Origin of the sequence: Polaribacter glomeratus (assembly GCF_002954665.1) — a bacterium.
Classification (GTDB): Bacteria; Bacteroidota; Bacteroidia; order Flavobacteriales; family Flavobacteriaceae; genus Polaribacter; species Polaribacter glomeratus.
On sequence record NZ_MSCM01000001.1, the window covers coordinates 1386239 to 1407063 of the forward strand.

19 protein-coding genes are annotated in these 20825 nt (G+C 31.1%); 16 read left to right on the forward strand and 3 right to left on the reverse strand.

What is annotated here, in order from left to right; translation table 11 throughout:
• Positions 1-269: 269 nt before the first annotated feature.
• The 5 genes from BTO16_RS05945 (at position 270) to BTO16_RS05965 (ending at position 9080) form a co-directional block, all read left to right on the forward strand.
• A complete protein-coding gene (locus tag BTO16_RS05945; RefSeq protein ID WP_105020708.1) occupies positions 270-4091 on the forward strand; it encodes a BspA family leucine-rich repeat surface protein in 3822 nt (1273 codons plus the stop codon).
• Positions 4092-4117: 26 nt separating this feature from the next.
• A complete protein-coding gene (locus BTO16_RS05950) occupies positions 4118-4297 on the forward strand; it encodes a hypothetical protein (RefSeq protein ID WP_105020709.1) in 180 nt (59 codons plus the stop codon).
• A 75-nt stretch (positions 4298-4372) separates the two neighbouring features.
• A complete protein-coding gene (locus BTO16_RS05955; RefSeq protein ID WP_105020710.1) occupies positions 4373-7459 on the forward strand; it encodes an FG-GAP-like repeat-containing protein in 3087 nt (1028 codons plus the stop codon).
• A 524-nt stretch (positions 7460-7983) separates the two neighbouring features.
• Complete coding sequence (locus BTO16_RS05960; protein ID WP_105020711.1) at positions 7984-8226, forward strand: hypothetical protein; 243 nt, start codon at positions 7984-7986, stop codon at positions 8224-8226.
• 290 nt (positions 8227-8516) lie between these two features.
• A complete protein-coding gene (locus tag BTO16_RS05965; RefSeq protein ID WP_105020712.1) occupies positions 8517-9080 on the forward strand; it encodes a hypothetical protein in 564 nt (187 codons plus the stop codon).
• 33 nt (positions 9081-9113) lie between these two features.
• Here the strand turns inward: BTO16_RS05965 and BTO16_RS05970 are convergent, their stop codons facing one another.
• Together BTO16_RS05970 and recF are read right to left on the reverse strand one after the other, a co-directional pair.
• Positions 9114-9410, reverse strand: a complete 297-nt coding sequence (locus BTO16_RS05970) for a DUF721 domain-containing protein (RefSeq protein ID WP_105020713.1) — start codon at positions 9408-9410, stop codon at positions 9114-9116.
• Positions 9411-9529: 119 nt separating this feature from the next.
• Positions 9530-10609 (reverse strand): DNA replication/repair protein RecF, encoded by a 1080-nt coding sequence (gene recF, locus BTO16_RS05975; RefSeq protein ID WP_105020714.1) that lies wholly within the window; start codon positions 10607-10609, stop codon positions 9530-9532.
• A gap of 114 nt (positions 10610-10723) precedes the next feature.
• On the opposite strand from recF, the gene BTO16_RS05980 reads away from it, so the two are divergent.
• The 8 genes from BTO16_RS05980 to BTO16_RS06015 all read left to right on the forward strand — a co-directional run bounded on the left by BTO16_RS05980 (position 10724) and on the right by BTO16_RS06015 (position 17738).
• Positions 10724-11491 carry a tetratricopeptide repeat protein gene (locus BTO16_RS05980; RefSeq protein WP_105020715.1) on the forward strand — a complete coding sequence of 256 codons (768 nt, stop codon included), beginning with the start codon at positions 10724-10726 and terminating at the stop codon, positions 11489-11491.
• Positions 11492-11563: 72 nt separating this feature from the next.
• Entirely contained in the window at positions 11564-12070 is a 507-nt protein-coding gene (ribH, locus tag BTO16_RS05985; RefSeq protein WP_105020716.1) for a 6,7-dimethyl-8-ribityllumazine synthase, read from the forward strand.
• Between the two features lie 196 nt (positions 12071-12266).
• The gene (locus tag BTO16_RS05990; protein WP_105020717.1) at positions 12267-12875 is read left to right on the forward strand and encodes a hypothetical protein; all 609 of its coding nucleotides are present in this window, start codon (positions 12267-12269) and stop codon (positions 12873-12875) included.
• A 168-nt stretch (positions 12876-13043) separates the two neighbouring features.
• Positions 13044-13319, forward strand: a complete 276-nt coding sequence (locus BTO16_RS05995; protein ID WP_105020718.1) for a riboflavin synthase subunit beta — start codon at positions 13044-13046, stop codon at positions 13317-13319.
• Positions 13319-15133, forward strand: coding sequence for a DNA mismatch repair endonuclease MutL (mutL, locus tag BTO16_RS06000; protein ID WP_105020719.1), 1815 nt, complete (start codon positions 13319-13321; stop codon positions 15131-15133). The genes BTO16_RS05995 and mutL overlap by 1 nt, the downstream gene beginning before the upstream one ends.
• Positions 15134-15135: 2 nt before the next feature.
• On the forward strand, positions 15136-15867 hold the full coding sequence (locus BTO16_RS06005) for a rhomboid family intramembrane serine protease (RefSeq protein ID WP_105020720.1): 732 nt from the start codon (positions 15136-15138) through the stop codon (positions 15865-15867).
• Entirely contained in the window at positions 15867-16721 is an 855-nt protein-coding gene (locus BTO16_RS06010) for a rhomboid family intramembrane serine protease (protein ID WP_105020721.1), read from the forward strand. The genes BTO16_RS06005 and BTO16_RS06010 overlap by 1 nt, the downstream gene beginning before the upstream one ends.
• A 6-nt stretch (positions 16722-16727) precedes the next feature.
• Positions 16728-17738 (forward strand): endonuclease/exonuclease/phosphatase family protein, encoded by a 1011-nt coding sequence (locus tag BTO16_RS06015; protein WP_105020722.1) that lies wholly within the window; start codon positions 16728-16730, stop codon positions 17736-17738.
• Positions 17739-17741: 3 nt separating this feature from the next.
• On the opposite strand, the gene pepE is transcribed toward BTO16_RS06015, so the two are convergent.
• Entirely contained in the window at positions 17742-18443 is a 702-nt protein-coding gene (gene pepE / locus BTO16_RS06020) for a dipeptidase PepE (RefSeq protein ID WP_105020723.1), read from the reverse strand.
• A 68-nt stretch (positions 18444-18511) separates the two neighbouring features.
• Here pepE and BTO16_RS06025 point away from each other — a divergent pair, with 68 nt between their 5' ends.
• The 3 genes from BTO16_RS06025 to BTO16_RS06035 all read left to right on the forward strand — a co-directional run bounded on the left by BTO16_RS06025 (position 18512) and on the right by BTO16_RS06035 (position 20821).
• Positions 18512-19042: a lipocalin family protein gene (locus BTO16_RS06025; RefSeq protein ID WP_105020724.1), complete on the forward strand. Its 531-nt coding sequence runs from the start codon at positions 18512-18514 to the stop codon at positions 19040-19042.
• 117 nt (positions 19043-19159) lie between these two features.
• Complete coding sequence (locus BTO16_RS06030) at positions 19160-19933, forward strand: peptidase associated/transthyretin-like domain-containing protein (protein ID WP_105020725.1); 774 nt, start codon at positions 19160-19162, stop codon at positions 19931-19933.
• An 81-nt stretch (positions 19934-20014) separates the two neighbouring features.
• On the forward strand, positions 20015-20821 hold the full coding sequence (locus tag BTO16_RS06035) for a hypothetical protein (protein ID WP_105020726.1): 807 nt from the start codon (positions 20015-20017) through the stop codon (positions 20819-20821).
• Positions 20822-20825 lie beyond the last annotated feature (4 nt).

Sequence of the window (20825 nt, forward strand, 5' to 3'; positions counted from 1 at the left end):
ATACTTGTTATCGAAGCAATTTTTAACTTTAATAGATAGAATAAAACAAAACCACTTAATATTTAGCAGCATTTTTTCTATATTCATTTCTATAACACAAGAATTTCAAAATTTTTTAGCAGTATAAAATAAGTGAATGCTATCCATTTCTTTTTTTATCTCTTTTTATACTTGTTGAAAACTCAATATATCTTTTGAAAACCCAATAGTGCACATAAAGTATTTTTTTTAGGGCTTAAATCCCGCTAGTTTAGCAAAAAGCCCTCATCATGAAAAGAATACTTCAACTACTATTTCTAGTTGCTATTTTAATTAATTCAACCTTAAATGCAAAAACAACAGTTTCAAAAACTTTAAGTTTTACCAAAGAAAACAAGTTTTACCATCTAGAAAGTGAGTCTATTAAAATTGATGAAGCAAAAGAAACTTCTATTTTAATAGCATTGCCATTTATTACAAATTGGGAAACAACTTCCCCAAACGAAGTGGTAAAAATACCCTTATCTGGTTCTTATACTATAGACTGGGGAGACGGAACAACTGAATCTTTAACTAATACAGCAGAACACACCTATACAGCAGTAGGAAGCTACGATGTTTCTATTAATGGCGCCGCCACTAAAATAGATTTTAAAAGTGTACCACATTCCAAAGATAAAATAAAAGACATTAAACAATGGGGAGGTACTGTTTGGGAAGCAAACTTAAGTTTTGCTTTCCAGGCATGTACCAAATTAAATAGTACAGCAACAGACGCGCCTAATTTAAATAATGTTACAAATATGGAAGGTATGTTTAACGCTGCTTCCGCATTTAATGGAGATCTATCGTCTTGGGATGTAAGTAATGTTACCAATATGAATGGTATGTTTTACGATGCCTTTCTATTTAATTCAGATATTTCTTCTTGGAATGTAGGCAGCGTTACCAGCATGTCTGCTATGTTTTATGGAGCTTCAACCTTCAATTCCGATATTTTTTCTTGGGATGTTAGTAGCGTTACCAATATGCCATTTATGTTTTTTAAAGCCACCGTATTCAATCAAGATATATCTTCTTGGGATTTTAGTGCTGTTACCAATCTCTTCCTTTTCCTTGAAGACGCAACAAGCGTATCAACAAGAAATTATGATAAACTTTTAAGAGCCTGGGATGCGATTGCTCTTTCTTTACCTTCGGATGTAAATATAGGAAATGTCTCAACTTTAAAGCATTGTACAGGTGCAAAGGCGAAAGCAACACTAGAAGGTAAAAAAAACTGGACGATTAATGATGCTGGGTTAGATTGCACTACTTCTTCCGCATTCATTACAACTTGGGAAACTACCACTGCAAACGAAACTATAAATATACCTATGTCTGGTACTTACTCTATAGACTGGGGAGATGGCACAATAGAATCCATTACAGGCACTGCAACACATAGTTACGCAAGTGCAGCAACCTATACAGTTAGTATTGGTGTTGGTGCTACAAGAATAAATTTCAGTAGCATCACTGACTCAAAAGATAAGATAAAAACAGTTACACAATGGGGAGATATTACTTGGGGAACTGATTTAAGTAATGCTTTTAAATATTGTACGCAATTAAATATAACTGCCTCAGATGCACCTGACTTATCCAATACCACTAATTTATCTTTTATGTTTATGGGTGCTTCAACATTAAATGCAAATCTTAATTCTTGGGATGTGAGTAATGTTAATACAATGCATTACATGTTTCATACAGCTTCAATGTTTAATGGTGATATTTCTGAATGGAATGTTAGTAACGTAACAAATATGACATCCATGTTTGGCAACGCTTTCGTATTTAATCAAGATATTTCTTTTTGGAATGTGAGCAGTGTTACCAGTATGCAAGCGATGTTTCGGGGTGCATCCGTATTTGATGCAGATGTTTCTGCTTGGAATGTAAGCAATGTTACCAATATGCAAAATATGTTTAGACATGCTGGCGCATTTAATGCAAATCTTAATTCTTGGGTTGTGAGTAATGTTACCGATATGGGGTATATGTTTAGATATGCTAACGCATTTAATGGAGATGTTTCTTCTTGGAATGTAAGTAATGTTACAAACATGAAACATATGTTTATCAGAGCTATAGTATTTAATCAAGATATTTCTTCTTGGAATGTGAGCAGTGTTAACAATATGAACAATATGTTTCGGGATGCATACGCATTTGATGCAGATGTTTCTGCTTGGAATGTAAGCAATGTTACCAATATGCAAAGTGTGTTTAGAAATGCTAGAGCATTTAATGCAAATCTTTCTGATTGGGATTTTAGCACTGCTGTTACAAGTCTAGATTTTTTTCTTGATGGGACAACAAGTTTATCAACAATAAATTATGACAACCTTTTAATCGCATGGGCTGCTTCAGCTGCTTCTTTGCCTGCAAATCAAAATCTAGGTGATCTATCTTCCTTAAAACATTGTGCTGGAGCTGATGCTAAAATAGCATTAGAGGCAAAAGGTTGGACTATTGGTGATGGAGGTTTGTCTACAAACTGTAATACTTGGTCAGGCGCAACAGATACAAATTGGGCAACAACGACAAACTGGAGTTCGGGCGCAACCCCTTCAGCTGCAAACGCTGTTGTAATTCCTAATACGACAAAAAAACCTGTAATCGATGCAAATACTATTGCGTTATCCAAAGATCTAACCATCCTAAAAGAGGCAACATTAACAGTTAATTCTCCTGGCGGCCTTACTATAAGTGGTAACCTTAATCAAAACGGAACTTTTACTATAAATTCTGGTGGTTCTCTTAAAGTAAACGGAACTTCTACAGGAACTGTAATTTATAATAGAAATTTATCAACTACAAATTGGTACTTAGTGGCTTCCCCTTTTGCGGGCGAAACTATAGAAAAATTAAGAACGAATAATAGTCTTGCTCCTGGTAGTGATACTAATATTGGTTTAGCAAGTTATAATAATACATTAAACTCTAATAGATGGATATATCAAAATACGTCTTCTACAGGTAACATAAATGTTGGGCAAGGATATTCTGTAAAATTAGCAACCGCGGGTAATCTTTCTTTTTCAGGAACTCTAAATACGGTTAGCAAAATAAGTACAATAACGCAAGCATCAAGTAATTTTAATTTAGTTGGAAATCCGTTTACTGCCTATTTAAATCTTGGTGATTTCTTTGCCGATAATGTTACTGATGGTATTTTATCCGAAGCTTCTGCCTGGTTTTGGGATCAAAGTTCTCGTGAATACGAGACAAAAACTTCAGGAGTAGATGGCAATTTTGAAATTGCACCAGCACAAGCATTCTTTTTAAATGCGGGTAGTGCATCTACAAATACAACTTTTGATATTGCAGACATCACACATCAAAAAACAGATAACTTTCAAAAACAAGCGGATACAAGACCTCAAATTAAATTATTTGTAAAAGAAGGCAAGAACACCAAATACACACGTGTTTTCTATATAGAAGGAACTACTACTAGTTTTGACAATGGGTATGATGGAACTATTTTTGGCAATAGCAATAATTCTTTTCAACTATACACCCAATTAGTAGCAAATAATAGCGGCCAAAAGTTAGGTGTACAAGTGTTGCCAAACTCAGATTATGAAAACATGCTTATTCCTTTAGGCTTAAAAGCCGATGCTGGAAAAAAAGTTACCTTTTCTTCGAAATCTTTGAACCTTCCTAATGGTATTAAATTATTCTTAGAAGACAAAGAAATGAACACATTTACACGTTTAGATCAAGTTGGTACTAACTATTCTTTTACTCCAAAAATCACTTTAAACGGAACTGGTAGATTTTATCTGCACACTTCAAATGGTGCTTTAAGTGTTAACGAAACGAGTGTCTTAAAAAATATTACAGTTTATAATTTGAATCCTGATACTTTAAGAATAACTGGGTTGCCAATAGGTAAATCTTCTATAAAACTATTTAACCTTCTTGGTAAACACGTTTTAAATACTTCTTTTATGTCCAACGGATCTTACAATGCGACTTTACCTAAAAGAACTGCTGGAGTTTATATCATTCAAATTGAAAATGAAGCAAGTAAACTGATTAAAAAGATAATCTTAGAATAAAACCCAAGACTTACATACAAACCATCATGAAGAAAAAAATAAGACAGTCAGAAAATAATGTGGAAGAAATTACACGTAAACACGCCATTAAAAAAATAGGTAATTATGGCAAATATGCTGCATTAACTGCTTTGGGTACTTATCTAATTCTTAATCCACAAAAAGCACAAGCTACAAGCCCCGAAGCTCCTGGAAAAGACTTTTAAATTTGATTGCATCCTAAATTCTTGAAATTTTTATTTTTTTGAGATGTACACATAATAAAGAAAAACTATAAATTTATGTTTAAACACACCCTTATTCTAACCTTTTTGTGCACACTATCTTTACAAGCACAATTTACATTCGACTCCAGCTCACCTGCAGCAGTAGCAAATAGTATCGCTTTAGATGCGAACATTACCTTAAATTTTAGTGACAATACGAAGACTGCTAGCATTACCGCTGCAAACATTGTGATTACTGGAAGATATACCGGTAGTATTGCGGGCGACTTTTCTGGTGGTGGCACCAAAACTGTTGTCTTTAACCCTACAACTAACTTTAAACCCGGCGAAGTAATTACCCTAACACTTACTGCTGCTGTACTAAACACGGCAGATGAAGTTTTAACAAACCCAACAAGTTTTAGTTTTACCTCCAAAAGCGCGCTGAATGCTTTTACACCTTCTTGGACCGATAACTATGTTGCAGATGTTCCTAAATATAGTTCACGTCAGGAAGCTACAACTTTCAGTATACCAGCTGATATAGACGGAGATGGAGATATTGACATTATATCTTGTAACTTTTGGCTCTATACGATCACTTTACATAGAAATGATGGCAATGCAAACCCTAGCTTTACCTCTACAAATATAGGAACTACTTCTGTGGCAACTAAACCATATGCGCTTTTTGCAGCCGATATCGATGGAGATGGCGATTTAGATATTATTGAAGGAGATAGTGGTGATGGATCAGACTCTAAGGCCACTATAAGAATTTATATCAATGATAATGGGGATGGTTCTACTTGGTCTACAAGGGGTTTTACTCACAGACGAAAGAGTGTGCTTTTAGAAGGTAAACCTTCTGTTTTTGTAGCTGATATGGACAACGATGGAGATATGGATATTATTGGGTCAGGTTGGGGTAATAGCAGAATCGCTTGGTACGAAAGTACAGACGGTGCTGGTTCTTTTTCAAATGGGGAAATCATTACAAACAGTGCAAGTGCGGTAAGATCTATTTTTGCCGCCGATATGGATAACGACGGTGATATGGATATTATTTCAGCATCATCAGGTGATAGTAAAATTGCGTGGTATGAAAATGATGGCAGTGCAAATCCAACTTTTACTGAAATAGGCATAGCAGGTGCAACTGCTGCGCAAGCTATTTTTGCTGCAGATATGGATAATGACGGTGATATAGACATTATTGCAGTTAAACAAAATGGTATTAAGTGGTTTGAGAATGATGGTAGTGCAGACCCAACCTTTACAGCTGAAAATGTTGCTACATCGGGCCCAGGTCCAAATCAAACTGGTATTTTTGGAGGGCTTGGTCCAATAGCTATTTCTGCAGCAGATATTAATAATGATGGTTATATGGACATTCTTTCAGCTAAATCTTGGTATCTAAATGATGGGAATACAAATCCGTCTTGGACCGCTGCTACATTTAGAAATGGTACAGACGACATAAGGTCTATTTCTGCCGCTGACATGGATGGTGATGGCGATATGGATATTCTTGCTACGTCGTTTGATGATAGCGAGATATCTTGGTATAAAAATAGCACAGCCACCACTTGGGATGGAAGCGAAAGTAATGCTTGGGCTACTGCGGATAATTGGTCTAATGGCGTACCTAATACAAATTCTGATGTAACAATAGAAAATGTAGGTTCGGCGCCAGTGCTTACAACGGCTGCAAGTGTAAAAAGTATCACTGTAAATTCAGATGCCTCTTTTACCGAATCAGGCAACAGTGCAGGATTATCAATTGCAACAAATTTTACAAATACTGGTACTACAACACTTAATTCTGGGAGTTCTATTATTGTAGCAGGCAATGCGACTGGAGAAATCAACTATAAAAGAAATATAGAAAGTACCAATTGGCAATTCATTTCTTCACCTGTTAGCGGGCAAGATATTGACGCTTTTATAGGAGCGCAAAGTATGGCTGTTGGTACTGATGACAATAGAGGTTTATCAGATTATAACAATACTACAGAAGCTTTTACTTTTTGGCAAGCAGGAACTACCAATTCTGGAAATTTTGTTTTAGGCGATGGGCGCGCAATTAAACTATCAGAAACCGAAGACATTACTTTTACAGGCACTCTTTCTACTGAAAAAGTAGACATTGCAATAACATCAAACACAAACGGCTTTAACTTAATTGGCAACCCGTATCCTTCTTATATTGCTGCAAATACAGGTGCAGATGCAGTTAACAATCTTTTAACGATAAATGATGTAGACAATGATTTTTTAACTGAAGCTACATTGTGGTTTTGGGACCAATCTAACGAATCTTACACAACCAAAAACTTAGCTTCTGCAGCTTTCTTTATTGCGCCTGGGCAAGGTTTTTTTGTAAGTGCGAATGGCGATAAAACGTTTAGTTTTACAGAAGCAATGCAAAGCCATCAAGGCACAGATACCTTCCTAAAAACAAACAACAACAGACCAGAAATAAAAATATCACTCACAAACGGCACCGTTTTTAAACATTCAGAAATCTATTATATAGCAGGAACCACAACCAGTTTTGATAACGGATATGACAGTTCTATTTTTGGGGGAGCCAATCAAAACTTTAGCCTATACACGCATGCTGTTGCAAATAGTACGGGTAGAAAACTAGGAATTCAATCGTTGCCAAACTCAGATTATGAAAGCATGGTAATTCCCATTGGTATAAAAACTGCCGCCGATATAGAAATTACTTTCTCTATAGAAACTTTAAACTTACCAGAAGGTCTTAAAGTGTATTTAGAAGATAGAGAGAACAATACATTTACGCAATTAGACCAAGTAAATACCACCTACAAAATTACTTTAGCAGAAGCTATTAGTGATATTGGAAGATTCTATTTACATACGTCACAAAATGTTTTAAATGTGCTAGAAAATGCTACATTAAACACTATTAGCATTTATAAAACAGCGAATACTACCTTAAGATTTGATGGTTTACCACAAGGAAATACAACAATTAAGGGATACAATGCAGCTGGCCAACAAGTGCTGCTTACTACTTTCGTAACTAACGGAACAAAAGATCTTGCGTTACCCAAACTAGCAAAGGGTGTTTATATCATTCAGATAGAAACCGAAGCGGGTACATTGAGCAAGAAAATAATCTTAGAATAAACAACCTCCATTTAGAAAGGCGAAGCTTCATAAAAAACAAATAAAAACACCAAAGTCTAAAGAAAAAATTACACGTAAAGATGCCATTAAAAAGATAGGAAATTATGGTAAACATGCTGCATTAAAAGCTTTGGGCACCTATCTAATTCTTAATCTACAAAAAGCACAAGCTACAAGTCCCGAAGTTCTTGCTGGACTTTTTAAAAAATTTTAAGTAATCCATACGTTAATATATTTAAAACTCAAAACGTAATTATTGTGAATTTTTTTTGTGATAACAAGAGAAATTATACGTTTTATTATAAATTGTGAAATTAACTAGAAGTAAAAAAAACTGTCACACTTCTATTGAAAACTTTCCTATTTTTCAACTGTAACCAAAAATAACACAAGAAATTATAAATACAGATGTACTTAATTTTTGGGATGCTTTTGATAAAGTTACCACTACAAAAAATACAATTCTTCAATTAAAATAGATCAATGAACTTTTTATTGACAAAGCCCCTATTGGTTAAAAGCGGATGTTTGAAGCTCGGAATTATACACCAAAAGAATGTGTTAATGCTATTAATACGTATCCTAAGTTTTGGAATTCTATTAAAAAAAAAACCTTAGAAAGCAAGAAGTACAATCTAAAAATTAGAGAAGGAATTGCAAATTTTAAAGAATTATATTCAAATTTAAAACCTGCTACTCTTTACTATACCATAGTTGTTTTTAAATCTGCAGGAACTGGTTTTGACAATTTAGCTAATAAGATGTGAATTTGTTATAGGTGATAAAAATACGGTTACAGATGAATTTGACGAGAATCTAAGTCCCCATTAAAAACTACTTTAAAATAAATCCGACAAAATATATAGATTTTTTAAATATTCATGAATATTTACACACGTAACAAAAACCTACTTTAAATAATACGCTATCTCAAAGTTTATTTGAAGGCATTGCAGATTTTATAGCAAGTAAGGTAACCAACAAAAATGCACCTTTTAAATATTTCGAATTCGGCTTACAAAACGAAGTAGCGCTTAAAAAAGCATACGGAAATGAAATGTTTAATATTAGAAAAATGGGCGATTGGATGTGGAATGAAAACAACCAATTCAACACTAGAGATTTAATCTATTTTATTGGATACCGAATTGCAAAAAAAAATTACAACATGTCTTTGGATAAAAAAGCAGCAATAAAAGAAATGATTGAATTGGATTATAACAATGAATCTCAAATTGAAAAATTCGTTAATAATGCTGGTTATTTTTCGGATACTTTAGAAAATCTTTATCAAAAATTTGAAGCAAAAAGACCGATGGTAACTGCTATAAAACAGTTTAAAAATGACAGTCAAACTGTTTCCTCAAAAACAACTGAAATTACGTTAGTTTTCTCTAAAAAAATGGATATCAGAATAAAATCAAGCGGATTTGGAGAATTAGGTAAGGAACATTTTCCTACATTAATAGGAGTTAATTTTTCAAAAGACGGACTTTCTATACCTTATAAAATAACATTAAAACCGAATAAAAGATATCAAATTTTACTAGAAAACGGGTGTAGAACTGAAGATGAAATTCCGTTAAACCCTTTTTTGATTGATTTTAAAACAGCAGAATAAAGAACACTTTTCTTAATAACTTAAAACTATTAGTTAAACCAGCATCAACTTAGTAACCAACTCATCCCCCAATTCTTCATTCATCATTTTTATAATTTTATCTTTTCCGTAACTTAATTCTTCTCTTAGAACGGATGAATTTAATTGAATAATCAATGTTTTATTTTGCAGTTTTACAGAAGTTGTATGTGTTGCAATTCCTGGCCCCATCATTTTAGTCCAAGTTTCTTCTACTTTAATTTTATGCATTCCTTTAGTCAAGTTATTTTCCTTGATAAAACTTTGCATTAAATCCTGAATTGAAAATGAATCGTTTTCTCTTTTTGCCATTTGTGTTATTTGTTATTGCGAATCAAGCTTTTTTTGTTTGATGTGGCAATCTCATTATTAATGTTAAGAACGCTTTATTATTCTTACTGAAACAAGTTCATCTAAAGTAATAATAAAAATTATAGTTTAAATATCTTATACGGTTTGTTACTCTGTTTTACAATATTTTCTGTTCTTTCTTGATGTGTGTCTGTAATAAATATCTGTCCGAATTCATCATTATTAACCAATTCTATAAGCTGTAAAACTCTGTTTTCATCCAATTTATCAAAAATATCATCAAACAATAAAATAGGAATTATGTTCGATTGTTGCTTAATAAACTCAAACTGCGCCAATTTTAACGCAATTAAATACGATTTTTGTTGTCCCTGAGAACCAAACTTTTTAATAGGATACTCTTCAATCTCAAAACTTAAATCATCTTTATGTATACCTGATGTTGTATATTGTAAAATTTTATCTTTTTCTAATGATTTTTTTAAAACCTCTAGCATCGAATACTCTTGCAACTGACTTTTATAAAGAAGGTTTACACTTTCTTTATCACCAGAAATTATTTGATATTTTTCATTAAAAATAGGAATAAATTTTTCTAAAAAGTCTTTTCTAACCTCATAAATTTTAGTTCCATAAGCTGCTAATTGTTCATTATAAACACTTAAATTTAAGGCATCAAACGTTCTATTTGCTGCAAAATATTTTAACAATGCATTTCGCTGACTTAACACTTTATTGTAGGCAATTAAATCTTGTAAATACGTTTTATTTTGTTGAGAAATAACTCCGTCAATAAATTTTCTTCTGGTATCACTGCCTTCAGTTACTAAATCTCTATCCGCTGGCGAAATTATTACCAACGGAATCTGCCCAATATGCTCAGAAAACTTATCGTAATTTTTACCATTTCTTTTTAACACTTTTTTTTGTCCGCGTTTTAAACTACAAACAATTTGCTCTGTTCTGTTGTTTAAACTGTACTCGCCTTCGATCATAAAAAAAGGCTCATTGTGTTTTATATTCTGAATTGCAACAGAATTAAAGTAACTTTTTGCAAAAGACAAATAATAAATAGCGTCTAAAACATTGGTTTTACCAACACCATTATCACCTACAAAGCAATTTATTTTCTGCTGAAAATCAAAAGTTTGCGATTCGATATTCTTAAAATTGACTAGAGAAATTTTCTGTAAATACATGAATTAGAAACAAGTTTGAAAATGAATTGCAAATTATTGAAAATTTAGCGAAATAACCTCTTTTAAAATCCAATTAAAAAAACTATTTTTGTCGCCACTAATTTTTAAGGAAATATGTCAACTTACAAGAAAAAAGGATTTAAAGCAAAAGATAAAAACGAACAAAATCAGTTAGATGATTCAAAGTTTGAAACTGCTGAAGTATTTCATACTTTAGAAGAAACTGCTACAAGATCTGAAAAATGGATTGAAAAAAACAGCAAACCTTTATTCTATTCTTTAATAGGAATCGTGGTTATTTTCTTAGCTTTTTTAGGATATCATAAATATATCGTTCAGCCAAATGAAATAGAAGCTTCTAATGAATTAGCTTTTCCAAGAAAACATTTTGATGAAGCTGCACTTGCGGGTTCAGGAATTGATTCTTTGCTAAATTTAGGTTTAGAAGGCGCAGATGGTAAATATGGTTTTTTAGATATTGCAGAATCTTTTAGCGGAACGGATGCTGGTAATTTAGCAAATTATTATGCAGGTGTTTCTTACTTGCAGATGAAACAATATCAAAAAGGAATCGAATTTTTAAGTAAATTTAATTCTGATGACGAAATGTTAGGTCCAGTTTCTTTAGGAGCAATTGGCGATGCCTTTTCTGATATCAATCAACCAGAAGATGCTTTAGAATATTATGAAAAAGCAGCAAATAAAAAATCGAATGAGTTTACAACTCCACTATTTTTATACAAAGCTGGTCAAACTGCAATGTCTTTAAAAGAATACGATAAAGCAGCAAAATTATTTACGCAAATAAAAGAAAAGTATTCAAAATCTGACCAAGGTTTAGATATTGATAAATTTATAAATGCAGCTAAATACGCTCAATAGTTTTTAGTAAACAGTCGCAGTTAGCAGTTAATTGCAACTAAAAACTAAAGACTAATCACTTAAAACTAAAAAATGGCTACAACAAATTTATCAGTTTACGATAAAGCAACAATCCCAAATGCGAAGAATTTTCGATTTGGGATTGTTGTTTCTGAATGGAATCCAGAAATTACACAAAACCTTAAAAAAGGTGCAATTGAAGCTTTATTAGATTGTGGCGCAACAAAAGAAAACATTATTTCTTGGGATGTTCCTGGAAGTTTTGAACTTGTTTATGGTTGCAAAAAAATGATTCAATCTCAAAAAGTAGATGCAATTATTGCTATTGGAAACGTAATTCAAGGAGAAACAAAACATTTCGATTTTGTTTGTGAAGGAGTTACACAAGGTATTGTAGACTTAAATGTAAAACATGATGTTCCTGTAATTTTCTGTGTGTTAACAGACAATACTAAACAACAATCTTTAGACAGATCTGGTGGTAAATTAGGTAATAAAGGCACAGAATGTGCTGTTGCTGCTATTAAAATGGCGGCTCTAAAAAACTTAAATGCAAAGTCTGAAAGTATCGGTTTTTAGACATTTTTAATAAAGCATAACCACATATTGTTTTAAATAAAGTTAATAGTTTTTTCATACTAAAAATAGTCCTAACCAACTTTGCGGCAAAGCATACATTTTATTTGATTAAAATAGCATCTAGAATTTTAAAATATTTATAACATCAATTCTTGATATAATTATTTAAATTAGGGAAACATATACCGTAATTGCTATGAACAAAAATGTAATTTGTCTTTCTCTACTATTTATTTTTCAGTTTTTAGTAACATCTTGCGACTTTTGTGGCTGCGGATCTGTTAATACGTATGAAAGAATAAACAAAATACTGAATATAAAAGCTTGGGATACTTCTGGTTTTAAAAATGAAGAAATAACAGCACCAGTTAATAAAAATTCCTTCGGATTATCCATTTTTATTGAATCTGAACTGAAACAAATTTCTTTAAACAGGTCTAAAATAAATTTAAGCTCTATGGGTTTTTCTGCAGCGTATGCTTGTAGCTGCCTGCCTGACAAATACATTAACAATAATCCTATTTCTTCTATCCAAATTTTAGCAACCAATTCTGTTACCGCAGAAATTTTAGATGTTACAGATAATTTTACCACCTATCAAAATATTGGTACTCAAATTACAATAAAAGAGTATTTAGAAAATAGAGAACTTGACATAAATTATGAGTATTACGCTGATGATTATTTTCAAATTGACATGAGTAGTGCTGATAATATTCCAAAAACTACCTTTTTTACAGTTAAGATTTTTCTAAAATCTGGGATGGAATTAATTGAAAAAACGCATGAAATAAATTTTATATAGAATTATAAAAATGGTCATAAATTTTGCAAAAATCAGTAAAAACATTTAAGAATACTTTTAACATCATTTCTTGATGTATTCCTTTTAATTCTTTAAATTTGGAACACTTAAAATTGGTATAGTAATTGCTCTTTTATAGAGCAATAAGAACCAATTACTTTTAGCATTATGGGATTTTTAAAAAGAACAAACAAAAAATTTGATTACCAACCTCGCTACTACAAAGGCGAAGGAAGTCCTTATAAAATAGAACACAAATTAGATAAGTTTAGAAACACCACAGGAAAAAATAAAGGTTTAAAGACTAAATTCACCAGTGCAATTAATGAACTTAAAAACGCAGAAAAAGGATCAAACAAAACGGTTGTCTATATCATTTTAGTATTAGTTCTTATTTTCTTGTACATCATAGATTTTGATTTGTCTATATTTTTTACAAAATAATGTCAGATATTATTCAACTTTTACCAGATCATGTGGCTAATCAAATTGCTGCAGGAGAAGTAGTTCAAAGACCCGCTTCTGTGGTAAAAGAATTATTAGAAAATGCTATTGATGCTGGTGCAACAAATATAACGCTACTTTTAAAAGATGCTGGCAAAACACTTATTCAGGTTATCGACGATGGTAAAGGAATGAGCGCTACAGATGCTAGAATGTGTTTTGAAAGGCACGCAACTTCTAAAATTAAAAAAGCAGAAGACCTATTTAATTTGTGCACAAAAGGTTTTAGAGGCGAAGCTTTAGCATCTATTGCTGCTATTGCACATGTTGAGCTAAAAACAAAACAAGAAAGTGAAGAATTAGGAACTTCTATTAAAATTGAAGGAAGTAAGATTGTTTCTCAAGATTTTATTTCTACTTCTAAAGGTACAAGCATTGCTGTAAAAAACTTATTTTACAACATCCCGGCTAGAAGAAATTTTCTGAAATCGGATACGGTAGAAACCAGACATTCTATTGATGAATTTCAAAGAGTTGCATTAGCACATCCTACCATTTCATTTTTAATGCACCACAATAACAATGAAGTGTATCATTTAAAAGGTGGTAATTTAAGAAAGCGAATTGTAGCTGTTTTTGGTTCTAAAATGAACGAAAAGTTAGTACCAATTAGCGAACATACAGATATTCTTACTATTGAAGGTTTTGTTGCAAAACCTGAGTTTTCTAAGAGAAAACGTGGCGAACAATTCTTTTTTGTGAACGATCGTTTTATAAAAAGTTCGTATTTAAATCATGCCGTTGTTAATGCTTTTGATGGTTTGTTAGAATATGGCGCACATCCCTCCTATTTTCTATATTTAACGGTGCCTGCAAGTAGTATTGACATCAACATTCATCCTACAAAAACAGAAATAAAGTTTGACAATGAAAAGGCATTGTATGCGATGTTAAGAGCAACTGTAAAACACAGTTTAGGCCAATATAATGTAGCACCAGTCTTGGATTTTAACCGAGATTCTAATTTAGATACTTCGTATCATTTAAACAAAAACGCAGTAAACGGCTCTGTACCCAAAATAACTGTTGATCCAGATTTTAATCCTTTTAGGGAAGCCAAACAAAAAGAAATTAATTTTCCGTACAAAAGAGAACAAAGTACACAAAGTTGGGAGTCTTTATATACGTCTACCGCTTTTTCTGATGAAGGAAGTCAATCTGATTTATTTGAACATCAGCAAGAATCAAAAACCCAAAAAACATTTCAAATTCAGCGTAAATATGTCATGAGTTTGATAAAATCAGGGGTGGTTTTAATTCATCAATCTTTGGCACATCAAAGAATTTTATATGAAGAATTTTTAGAAAGCATAACAGTAAAAGAGGCAAATAGTCAGCAATTATTATTTCCTGTAAAAATATCTTTTTCATCACAAGAAATAGAAATGATTTACACAATAAAAACCGAATTAGAAAATGCTGGTTTTTCTTTTGATGAATTTACTAAAGACAGTGTAACAATTAAAGGGATCCCAGTTTCTGTTATAGAAAGTAAAATTACCATCATTTTAGAAGCGCTTTTAAACGACATGAATCTAGAAGTACCAGATGCAAGTTTTAGTCATTTTGATGTAATGGCAAAATCATTTGCAAAAACATTATGCATAAAAACAGGTACGCAACTATCAGAAAAAGAACGAGAAAGCTTGGTAAATAATTTATTTTCTTGCAAAGAACCTTCTATCTCTCCTTTCGGAAAAGCTACCTTTAAAACACTTACTTTAAACGAGATAGACAATTTATTTAATAGTTAAAAATGAACAATCTAACAGACGCTATAAAACACCTAATTATTATAAATGTAATTGTATTTGTTGCACCGCAATTGTTACAATTAGATTTTACTAACATGCTTGCGCTCCATTTTCCAATGAACGAAAATTTTGGACTTTGGCAGTATGTTACGCACATGTTTATGCACGGCAGTTTTGCACACATTTTATTTAATATGTACGGTTTATGGGCTTTTGGAACGCCTTTAGAACAAATGTGGGGGAAAAAGAAATTTATTTTCTTCTATTTTTCTGCAGGTATCGGAGCAGGTTTAATTTATACTTTAGTAAATTATTACCAGTTTAATAACCTTTATGAACTCTTTATAAATGCAGGTTTAAATAACTCTGAGGTAGTATCCATTTTAAAAAGTGGTAGCACAAATGATGCAAGAGTTGTAGGCGCTATTAGTCAAGAACAATTTAACGAAATAACATCTTTATATAATACGCCAGCAGTTGGTGCTTCTGGTGCAATTTATGGAGTTTTAGTTGCATTTGGTCTGTTCTTTAAAGATGCAAAATTAGCTTTGATATTTTTCCCAGTTCCTATTGCAGCAAAATATTTTATTCCCGTAATGATCTTGGGAGATTTATTTTTTGGAATGACAAAATATTCTGTTGGTAATGTTGCACATTTTGCACACATTGGTGGTGCTTTAATAGGGTTTATAATTGCTTGGTATTGGAAAAAAAATGAATTTAAAGCAAACTAATGAGCTTCATAGACAATCTTAAAAAACGCTATTTTAACGGAAACATTGTAGATAAATTAATCTATATAAATATTGCTGTGTTTGTTATAACGCTTTTAATTAGTGTTTTACAAGGATTGTATAAAGGAGAAATAAATTGGTTAGTAGCATGGTTTTCTTTGGATGACGATTACAGTTCTTTATTTAAAAAACCGTGGTCTATTATTACTTACGGATTTTTACATGCAGACTTTTTACACATTTTAATGAATGTTTTAGTTTTACATTTTATTGGTAATTTATTCATCGCTTTTTTTACAGAGAAACAACTACTTAGCTTCTATATTTTAGGAACTTTTTTTGGCGGATTGTTGTTTATTTTTAGTCAGAATTATTTTCCATTATTTGAAGGTAAATCATCTTTATTGGTTGGAGCCTCTGCAGGAATTTCAGCAATATTTATTGGTATTGCCACTTACATGCCAAATTATCAATTAAAATTACGATTTATTGGCTTTGTAAAACTTTGGTATTTAGCTGCATTTTGGCTTGCTTTAGATGTTATTGCTTTAGATGGTAACAATGCTGGCGGGCATTTTGCGCATTTAGGAGGAAGTCTTTTTGGCTTTTTATATGTTACAAAAGCGAACAATAAAGAAATTAATATCTTTAACGGAATATTATCGCTGTTTAAGACAAAAAGAAAGCCTTTAAAAACAGTTTATAAATCGGCTAAAAAAACAACAAATTCAGAAAAAAATACAGATCTTACGCAACAACAGATTGATGCTATTTTAGACAAAATAAGTAAATCTGGCTATGATACATTAACAAAAAATGAAAAAGAATTCTTGTTTAGACAAGGAAAAAAATAAAAATACTTGAAAAATTTATCCATCTTTAATAAGTTAGTTTACATGCTAAACTCGCTTATTGCAACTATACTTTTGCTGTCATTTTTACTGCCATATATTTCGCCAAAAACGATACCAGTATTTGCTATTTTAAGTTTATTTGTTCCTTTTTTAATCATTATTAACATGGTTTTTGCGCTTTATTGGCTGCTACAATTTAAGAAACAATTTATGCTATCTGCTATTATTTTAGGTATTGGCTGGGTTTTTTCTACGCCATTTTATAAAATAACAGAAAGCAACTCTTCTTTAAATGATGATATAAAAGTAATGAGTTATAATGTAAGAATGTTTAACCATTGGAAATGGATAGATGATGATAAAATCTCTAAAAACATTAAAACTTTTATAACCGAACAATCGCCAGACATTATACTTTTTCAAGAATATTATAATTTAGAAAAGCCGCTATTTAATTATCCGTATAAATATATTAAAACAAAAAATAAACAAGATAAGATTGGCTTGGCTATTTATTCTAAATTCCCTATTCTAAATACTGGTTCATTAAATTTAGAACATACTTCTAACAACATCATTTTTGCAGACATTTTAAGAAAAAAAGATACGATTAGAGTTTATAATTTGCATTTACAATCTTTACAATTAAATACAAGTAAAGAAAATTTTGGTCAAGCAAACTCAGAAAAATTAGTAGCACGTTTAAAAGAGCGATTTAAAAAACAAGCCGACCAAACCGAAATTTTTCTAGCACACGAAAAAGAATTTAAAGGTAAAAAAATTGTAGCTGGCGATTTTAACAACACTTGTTATTCTTGGGTTTATAATCAAATTTCAAAAAACAAAAAAGATGCTTTTGTAGAAGCAGGAAAAGGTTTTGGAAAAACATTTAATTATTGGTTTCCTATGAGAATTGATTTTATATTTACAGATGAAACTGCTATTATTAACCAGTTTAGTTCATTTTCAGAAAAAAATTCTGACCACTTCCCTATTGTTACTAAAATTAATTGGTAAACTCTATTTTATAATCAAAAGACCCAACTCTAACTCTTTTGCAATTTTATCTTTTTCAAATAATCGACCAGTTTCAGTGCCTTTTAAAGTAATAGAATCCCCTAAAACTTCTAACCAACTTCCTTCACGCAAACCTAAAACGGCCGTTTCATTAAAAACATGAAACTCTTTAATTCTAGTTTCTCTAGTTTCACCCATGTGTTTTGAGTTTTTTAAAGGATCTAAATAATGTGCATTAATGTTAAAAGGAAGCAATCCTAAAGTGGTAAAACTTGGTGGATACACAATTGGCATATCGTTTGTATTCTTCATAGAAACACCACAAATATTGCTCCCGGCACTTGTACCTAAATACTTAGTTCCGTTTTCTAAAACTTGCTTTAAAGTAGCAAGAACATCGTTTTTATACAATTGATATACCAACTCAAAAGTATTTCCGCCACCTGTAAAAATTGCCTCAGCATTTAAAACTGCTTCTTTCGGATTATCAAATTCGTGAATTCCTACAACTTCAATATGTATTTTAGCAAATGCTTTTTGTGCAATTTTAGTATAAGCATCGTAAGAAATACCGCTTGGTCTGGCATACGGAATAAAGAGTAGTTTTTTTACATCCGCAAAAAAAACAGTTAACGTTGGTAACAAATATTCTAAATATCCAGTTCCGTGGATGGTTGATGTACTTGCAATCAGTAATTTTTTCATCCTTCAAAAATAACAAAAAGAAATAATTAATTTTCGTATATTTAAAAATCTAAAAAAAACTCATGAAAATGAAGCTATTATTCCTTTTTATTGCAATTCCTCTTTTATTTGCTTGTGAAGTAAATACAAGTTCCAAACCAGATATTACAAGTGGTGACCTAGTTGGCACGTGGAGTTTAACAAATTTAAGAATTGATTCAGCAATATTAAATATAACTTCTCCAGATCCACTAACTATTACCGCAAGCGGATTTGGTAAAAATTACAATGCCTCTATTACTTTTGATGAAAACCCAAACCAAGTTTCTGTAGATGGAAACTTTAATTTTGAACTTACCTATACAAACGGTCAAACCTATACAAAAAACTTTTACCTAGATGCTATTCTTTTAAACAACACTTTTGGTTCTTCATCTAGTTCTTGGCAAATTGACAATAATATCCTTAGTTTAATTAAATCTGGAGAAATTATAAATATTGAAATTATGGAGTATACGGGTTCTAAAATAGTTGTAGAAACTAAAATTAATCAAACTATTACAATCAATAACGTGAATGCAGAAATAGTTGGAAAAGCATTTATAACTTTAGAAAAATAATAATTTGAAGCTAAAATCTTAAAAGCATCCTAATAACTAGGATGCTTTTTTTGTTTAACAAAAGTTTACAATTTTATTAGTAGATTTTTAAGAGAAACAGGGCTGTTCTTTGTGAACATGAAAAAACATCTAATTTGCTGCTTACTCTTTTTTTCAATTTTAGGCTTTAGTCAAGAAAACAGAAAACTTATAATTGGCAAAATCTTTTTTGGTAAAGCTGTTGTTTCTGATGTTCATATTATCAATAAAAATACTAAACAAGGAACAATTACAAATGACGAAGGTTGGTTTGAAATACCTGTTTACATTGGTGATAGTTTACAATTTACACATGTTAATTTACAGGAAAAACAGTTACTAATTACAAAAGAAATCTTAACTACAAAAAAAATAGAACTTACATTAGAAGAAAAAACATATTCTTTAAATGAAATTACTCTTAAAAAACCTAGAAGTATTTTTTATGTAGACCCGCAAATGATGCCGCCACCAATAGTAAATGCTAACACACTTAATTTACCGTATGCAAATACCATTGCAAAAAAAGACCTTTCTGTTTTAAAATTTAGATCTGGTGGCGTTGTAAGTTTAGATAATTTATTTAATACTTTAAACGGGAATAACAAACGTAAAAAAGAACTACAAAAAATTTTGTTAGAAGATAACGGACTTTCAAAAATTAGAAAACATTTTACTGATGACTTTTTTATAACAGATTTGCATATTAAAAGAGAGCAAATCAATCCGTTTTTAAATTACTGTTTCAAAAGTAATATTGTTGCTTACTTTAATAGAAACGAAAATATAAAGGTTACTAAAATTTTAATGGATCAAAGCAAAACTTTTCCTCAGATTGTAAATACAGACACATTAATAGTTTTTAAAAAATAAGAATTTAACAGAAGTTTAGAATTAAATTTATTAAAAATAAGAATTAAATTTGCTTAATTTGTAAAAAGCTAAAACTTACTTATGATAAAAAAATTACTTTTTGCATCTTTCTTTTTTATCTATTGTATCAACTCCTTTTCTCAAGAAAAAAACAAGATTATTAGCGGTCAAGTTTCAGATTCTCTTGGTATTATTAAAAACGCAAATATTATCAACCTAAAAACAAAACAAGGTACTTTTTCTAGTGATGAAGGCTTGTTTCGAATTTTTGTTTCCGAAGGTGATTCTTTAAGAGTATCGTCTGTGCAGCATATTCCTAGATTATTTCTTATCACAAGAAAAATTATCAAAGAAAAAAATATGCAAATTTTATTAAAATCGAATATTTATACATTAGATACATTTGAGCTAAAAAGACATCATTTAAGCGGACGATTGGGTATTGACACAAAAGCAGTTCCTAATAATAAAAAAGATTCTTTGTTAGCGAAAGTATTAGATTTTTCAAACGTTAATTTTAAGCAAAAAGATCAAACAATTGATGCAAATATTAGAGCAAAACCGCCTGTAAACAATACAGATCCAAATAGTAGATTTGTTGGTGCGGGTGCATCTGCTACTATACCTTTTAAAGATTCTGAGCGTTTGTGGGCTTTAAGAAGAGAGCTGGCTTTAAAGAAAGCTTTTCCTTTTAAAATACTTTCAGAATTAGGCGAAAAATTCTTTTTTGATGAACTTAAAATTCCTGTTGAAAAATACTTTCATTTCTTAGAGTATTGCAATCCGTTAGGTATAGAAAAAATGCATAAAGACGGCAAATTATTAGAAATCATTAAAATATTAAGAACAGAAAGTATCTCGTACCATGAAATCATAAAAAATGATTAAATTG

Bases quoted from the DNA above. Each gene is read 5' to 3' on its own strand.
- BTO16_RS05960 (WP_105020711.1), top strand. From the start codon at position 7,984: ATGTTTGAAGCTCGGAATTATACACCAAAAGAATGTGTTAATGCTATT.
- BTO16_RS05950 (WP_105020709.1), top strand. From the start codon at position 4,118: ATGAAGAAAAAAATAAGACAGTCAGAAAATAATGTGGAAGAAATTACA.
- BTO16_RS05995 (WP_105020718.1), top strand. From the start codon at position 13,044: ATGGGATTTTTAAAAAGAACAAACAAAAAATTTGATTACCAACCTCGC.
- BTO16_RS06010 (WP_105020721.1), top strand. From the start codon at position 15,867: ATGAGCTTCATAGACAATCTTAAAAAACGCTATTTTAACGGAAACATT.
- pepE (WP_105020723.1), bottom strand. From the start codon at position 18,443: ATGAAAAAATTACTGATTGCAAGTACATCAACCATCCACGGAACTGGA.
- BTO16_RS05970 (WP_105020713.1), bottom strand. From the start codon at position 9,410: ATGGCAAAAAGAGAAAACGATTCATTTTCAATTCAGGATTTAATGCAA.
- BTO16_RS06035 (WP_105020726.1), top strand. From the start codon at position 20,015: ATGATAAAAAAATTACTTTTTGCATCTTTCTTTTTTATCTATTGTATC.
- BTO16_RS05965 (WP_105020712.1), top strand. From the start codon at position 8,517: ATGTTTAATATTAGAAAAATGGGCGATTGGATGTGGAATGAAAACAAC.
- BTO16_RS06030 (WP_105020725.1), top strand. From the start codon at position 19,160: ATGAAAAAACATCTAATTTGCTGCTTACTCTTTTTTTCAATTTTAGGC.
- BTO16_RS05980 (WP_105020715.1), top strand. From the start codon at position 10,724: ATGTCAACTTACAAGAAAAAAGGATTTAAAGCAAAAGATAAAAACGAA.
- recF (WP_105020714.1), bottom strand. From the start codon at position 10,609: ATGTATTTACAGAAAATTTCTCTAGTCAATTTTAAGAATATCGAATCG.
- mutL (WP_105020719.1), top strand. From the start codon at position 13,319: ATGTCAGATATTATTCAACTTTTACCAGATCATGTGGCTAATCAAATT.
- BTO16_RS05955 (WP_105020710.1), top strand. From the start codon at position 4,373: ATGTTTAAACACACCCTTATTCTAACCTTTTTGTGCACACTATCTTTA.
- BTO16_RS06025 (WP_105020724.1), top strand. From the start codon at position 18,512: ATGAAGCTATTATTCCTTTTTATTGCAATTCCTCTTTTATTTGCTTGT.
- BTO16_RS05945 (WP_105020708.1), top strand. From the start codon at position 270: ATGAAAAGAATACTTCAACTACTATTTCTAGTTGCTATTTTAATTAAT.
- BTO16_RS06005 (WP_105020720.1), top strand. From the start codon at position 15,136: ATGAACAATCTAACAGACGCTATAAAACACCTAATTATTATAAATGTA.
- BTO16_RS05990 (WP_105020717.1), top strand. From the start codon at position 12,267: ATGAACAAAAATGTAATTTGTCTTTCTCTACTATTTATTTTTCAGTTT.
- ribH (WP_105020716.1), top strand. From the start codon at position 11,564: ATGGCTACAACAAATTTATCAGTTTACGATAAAGCAACAATCCCAAAT.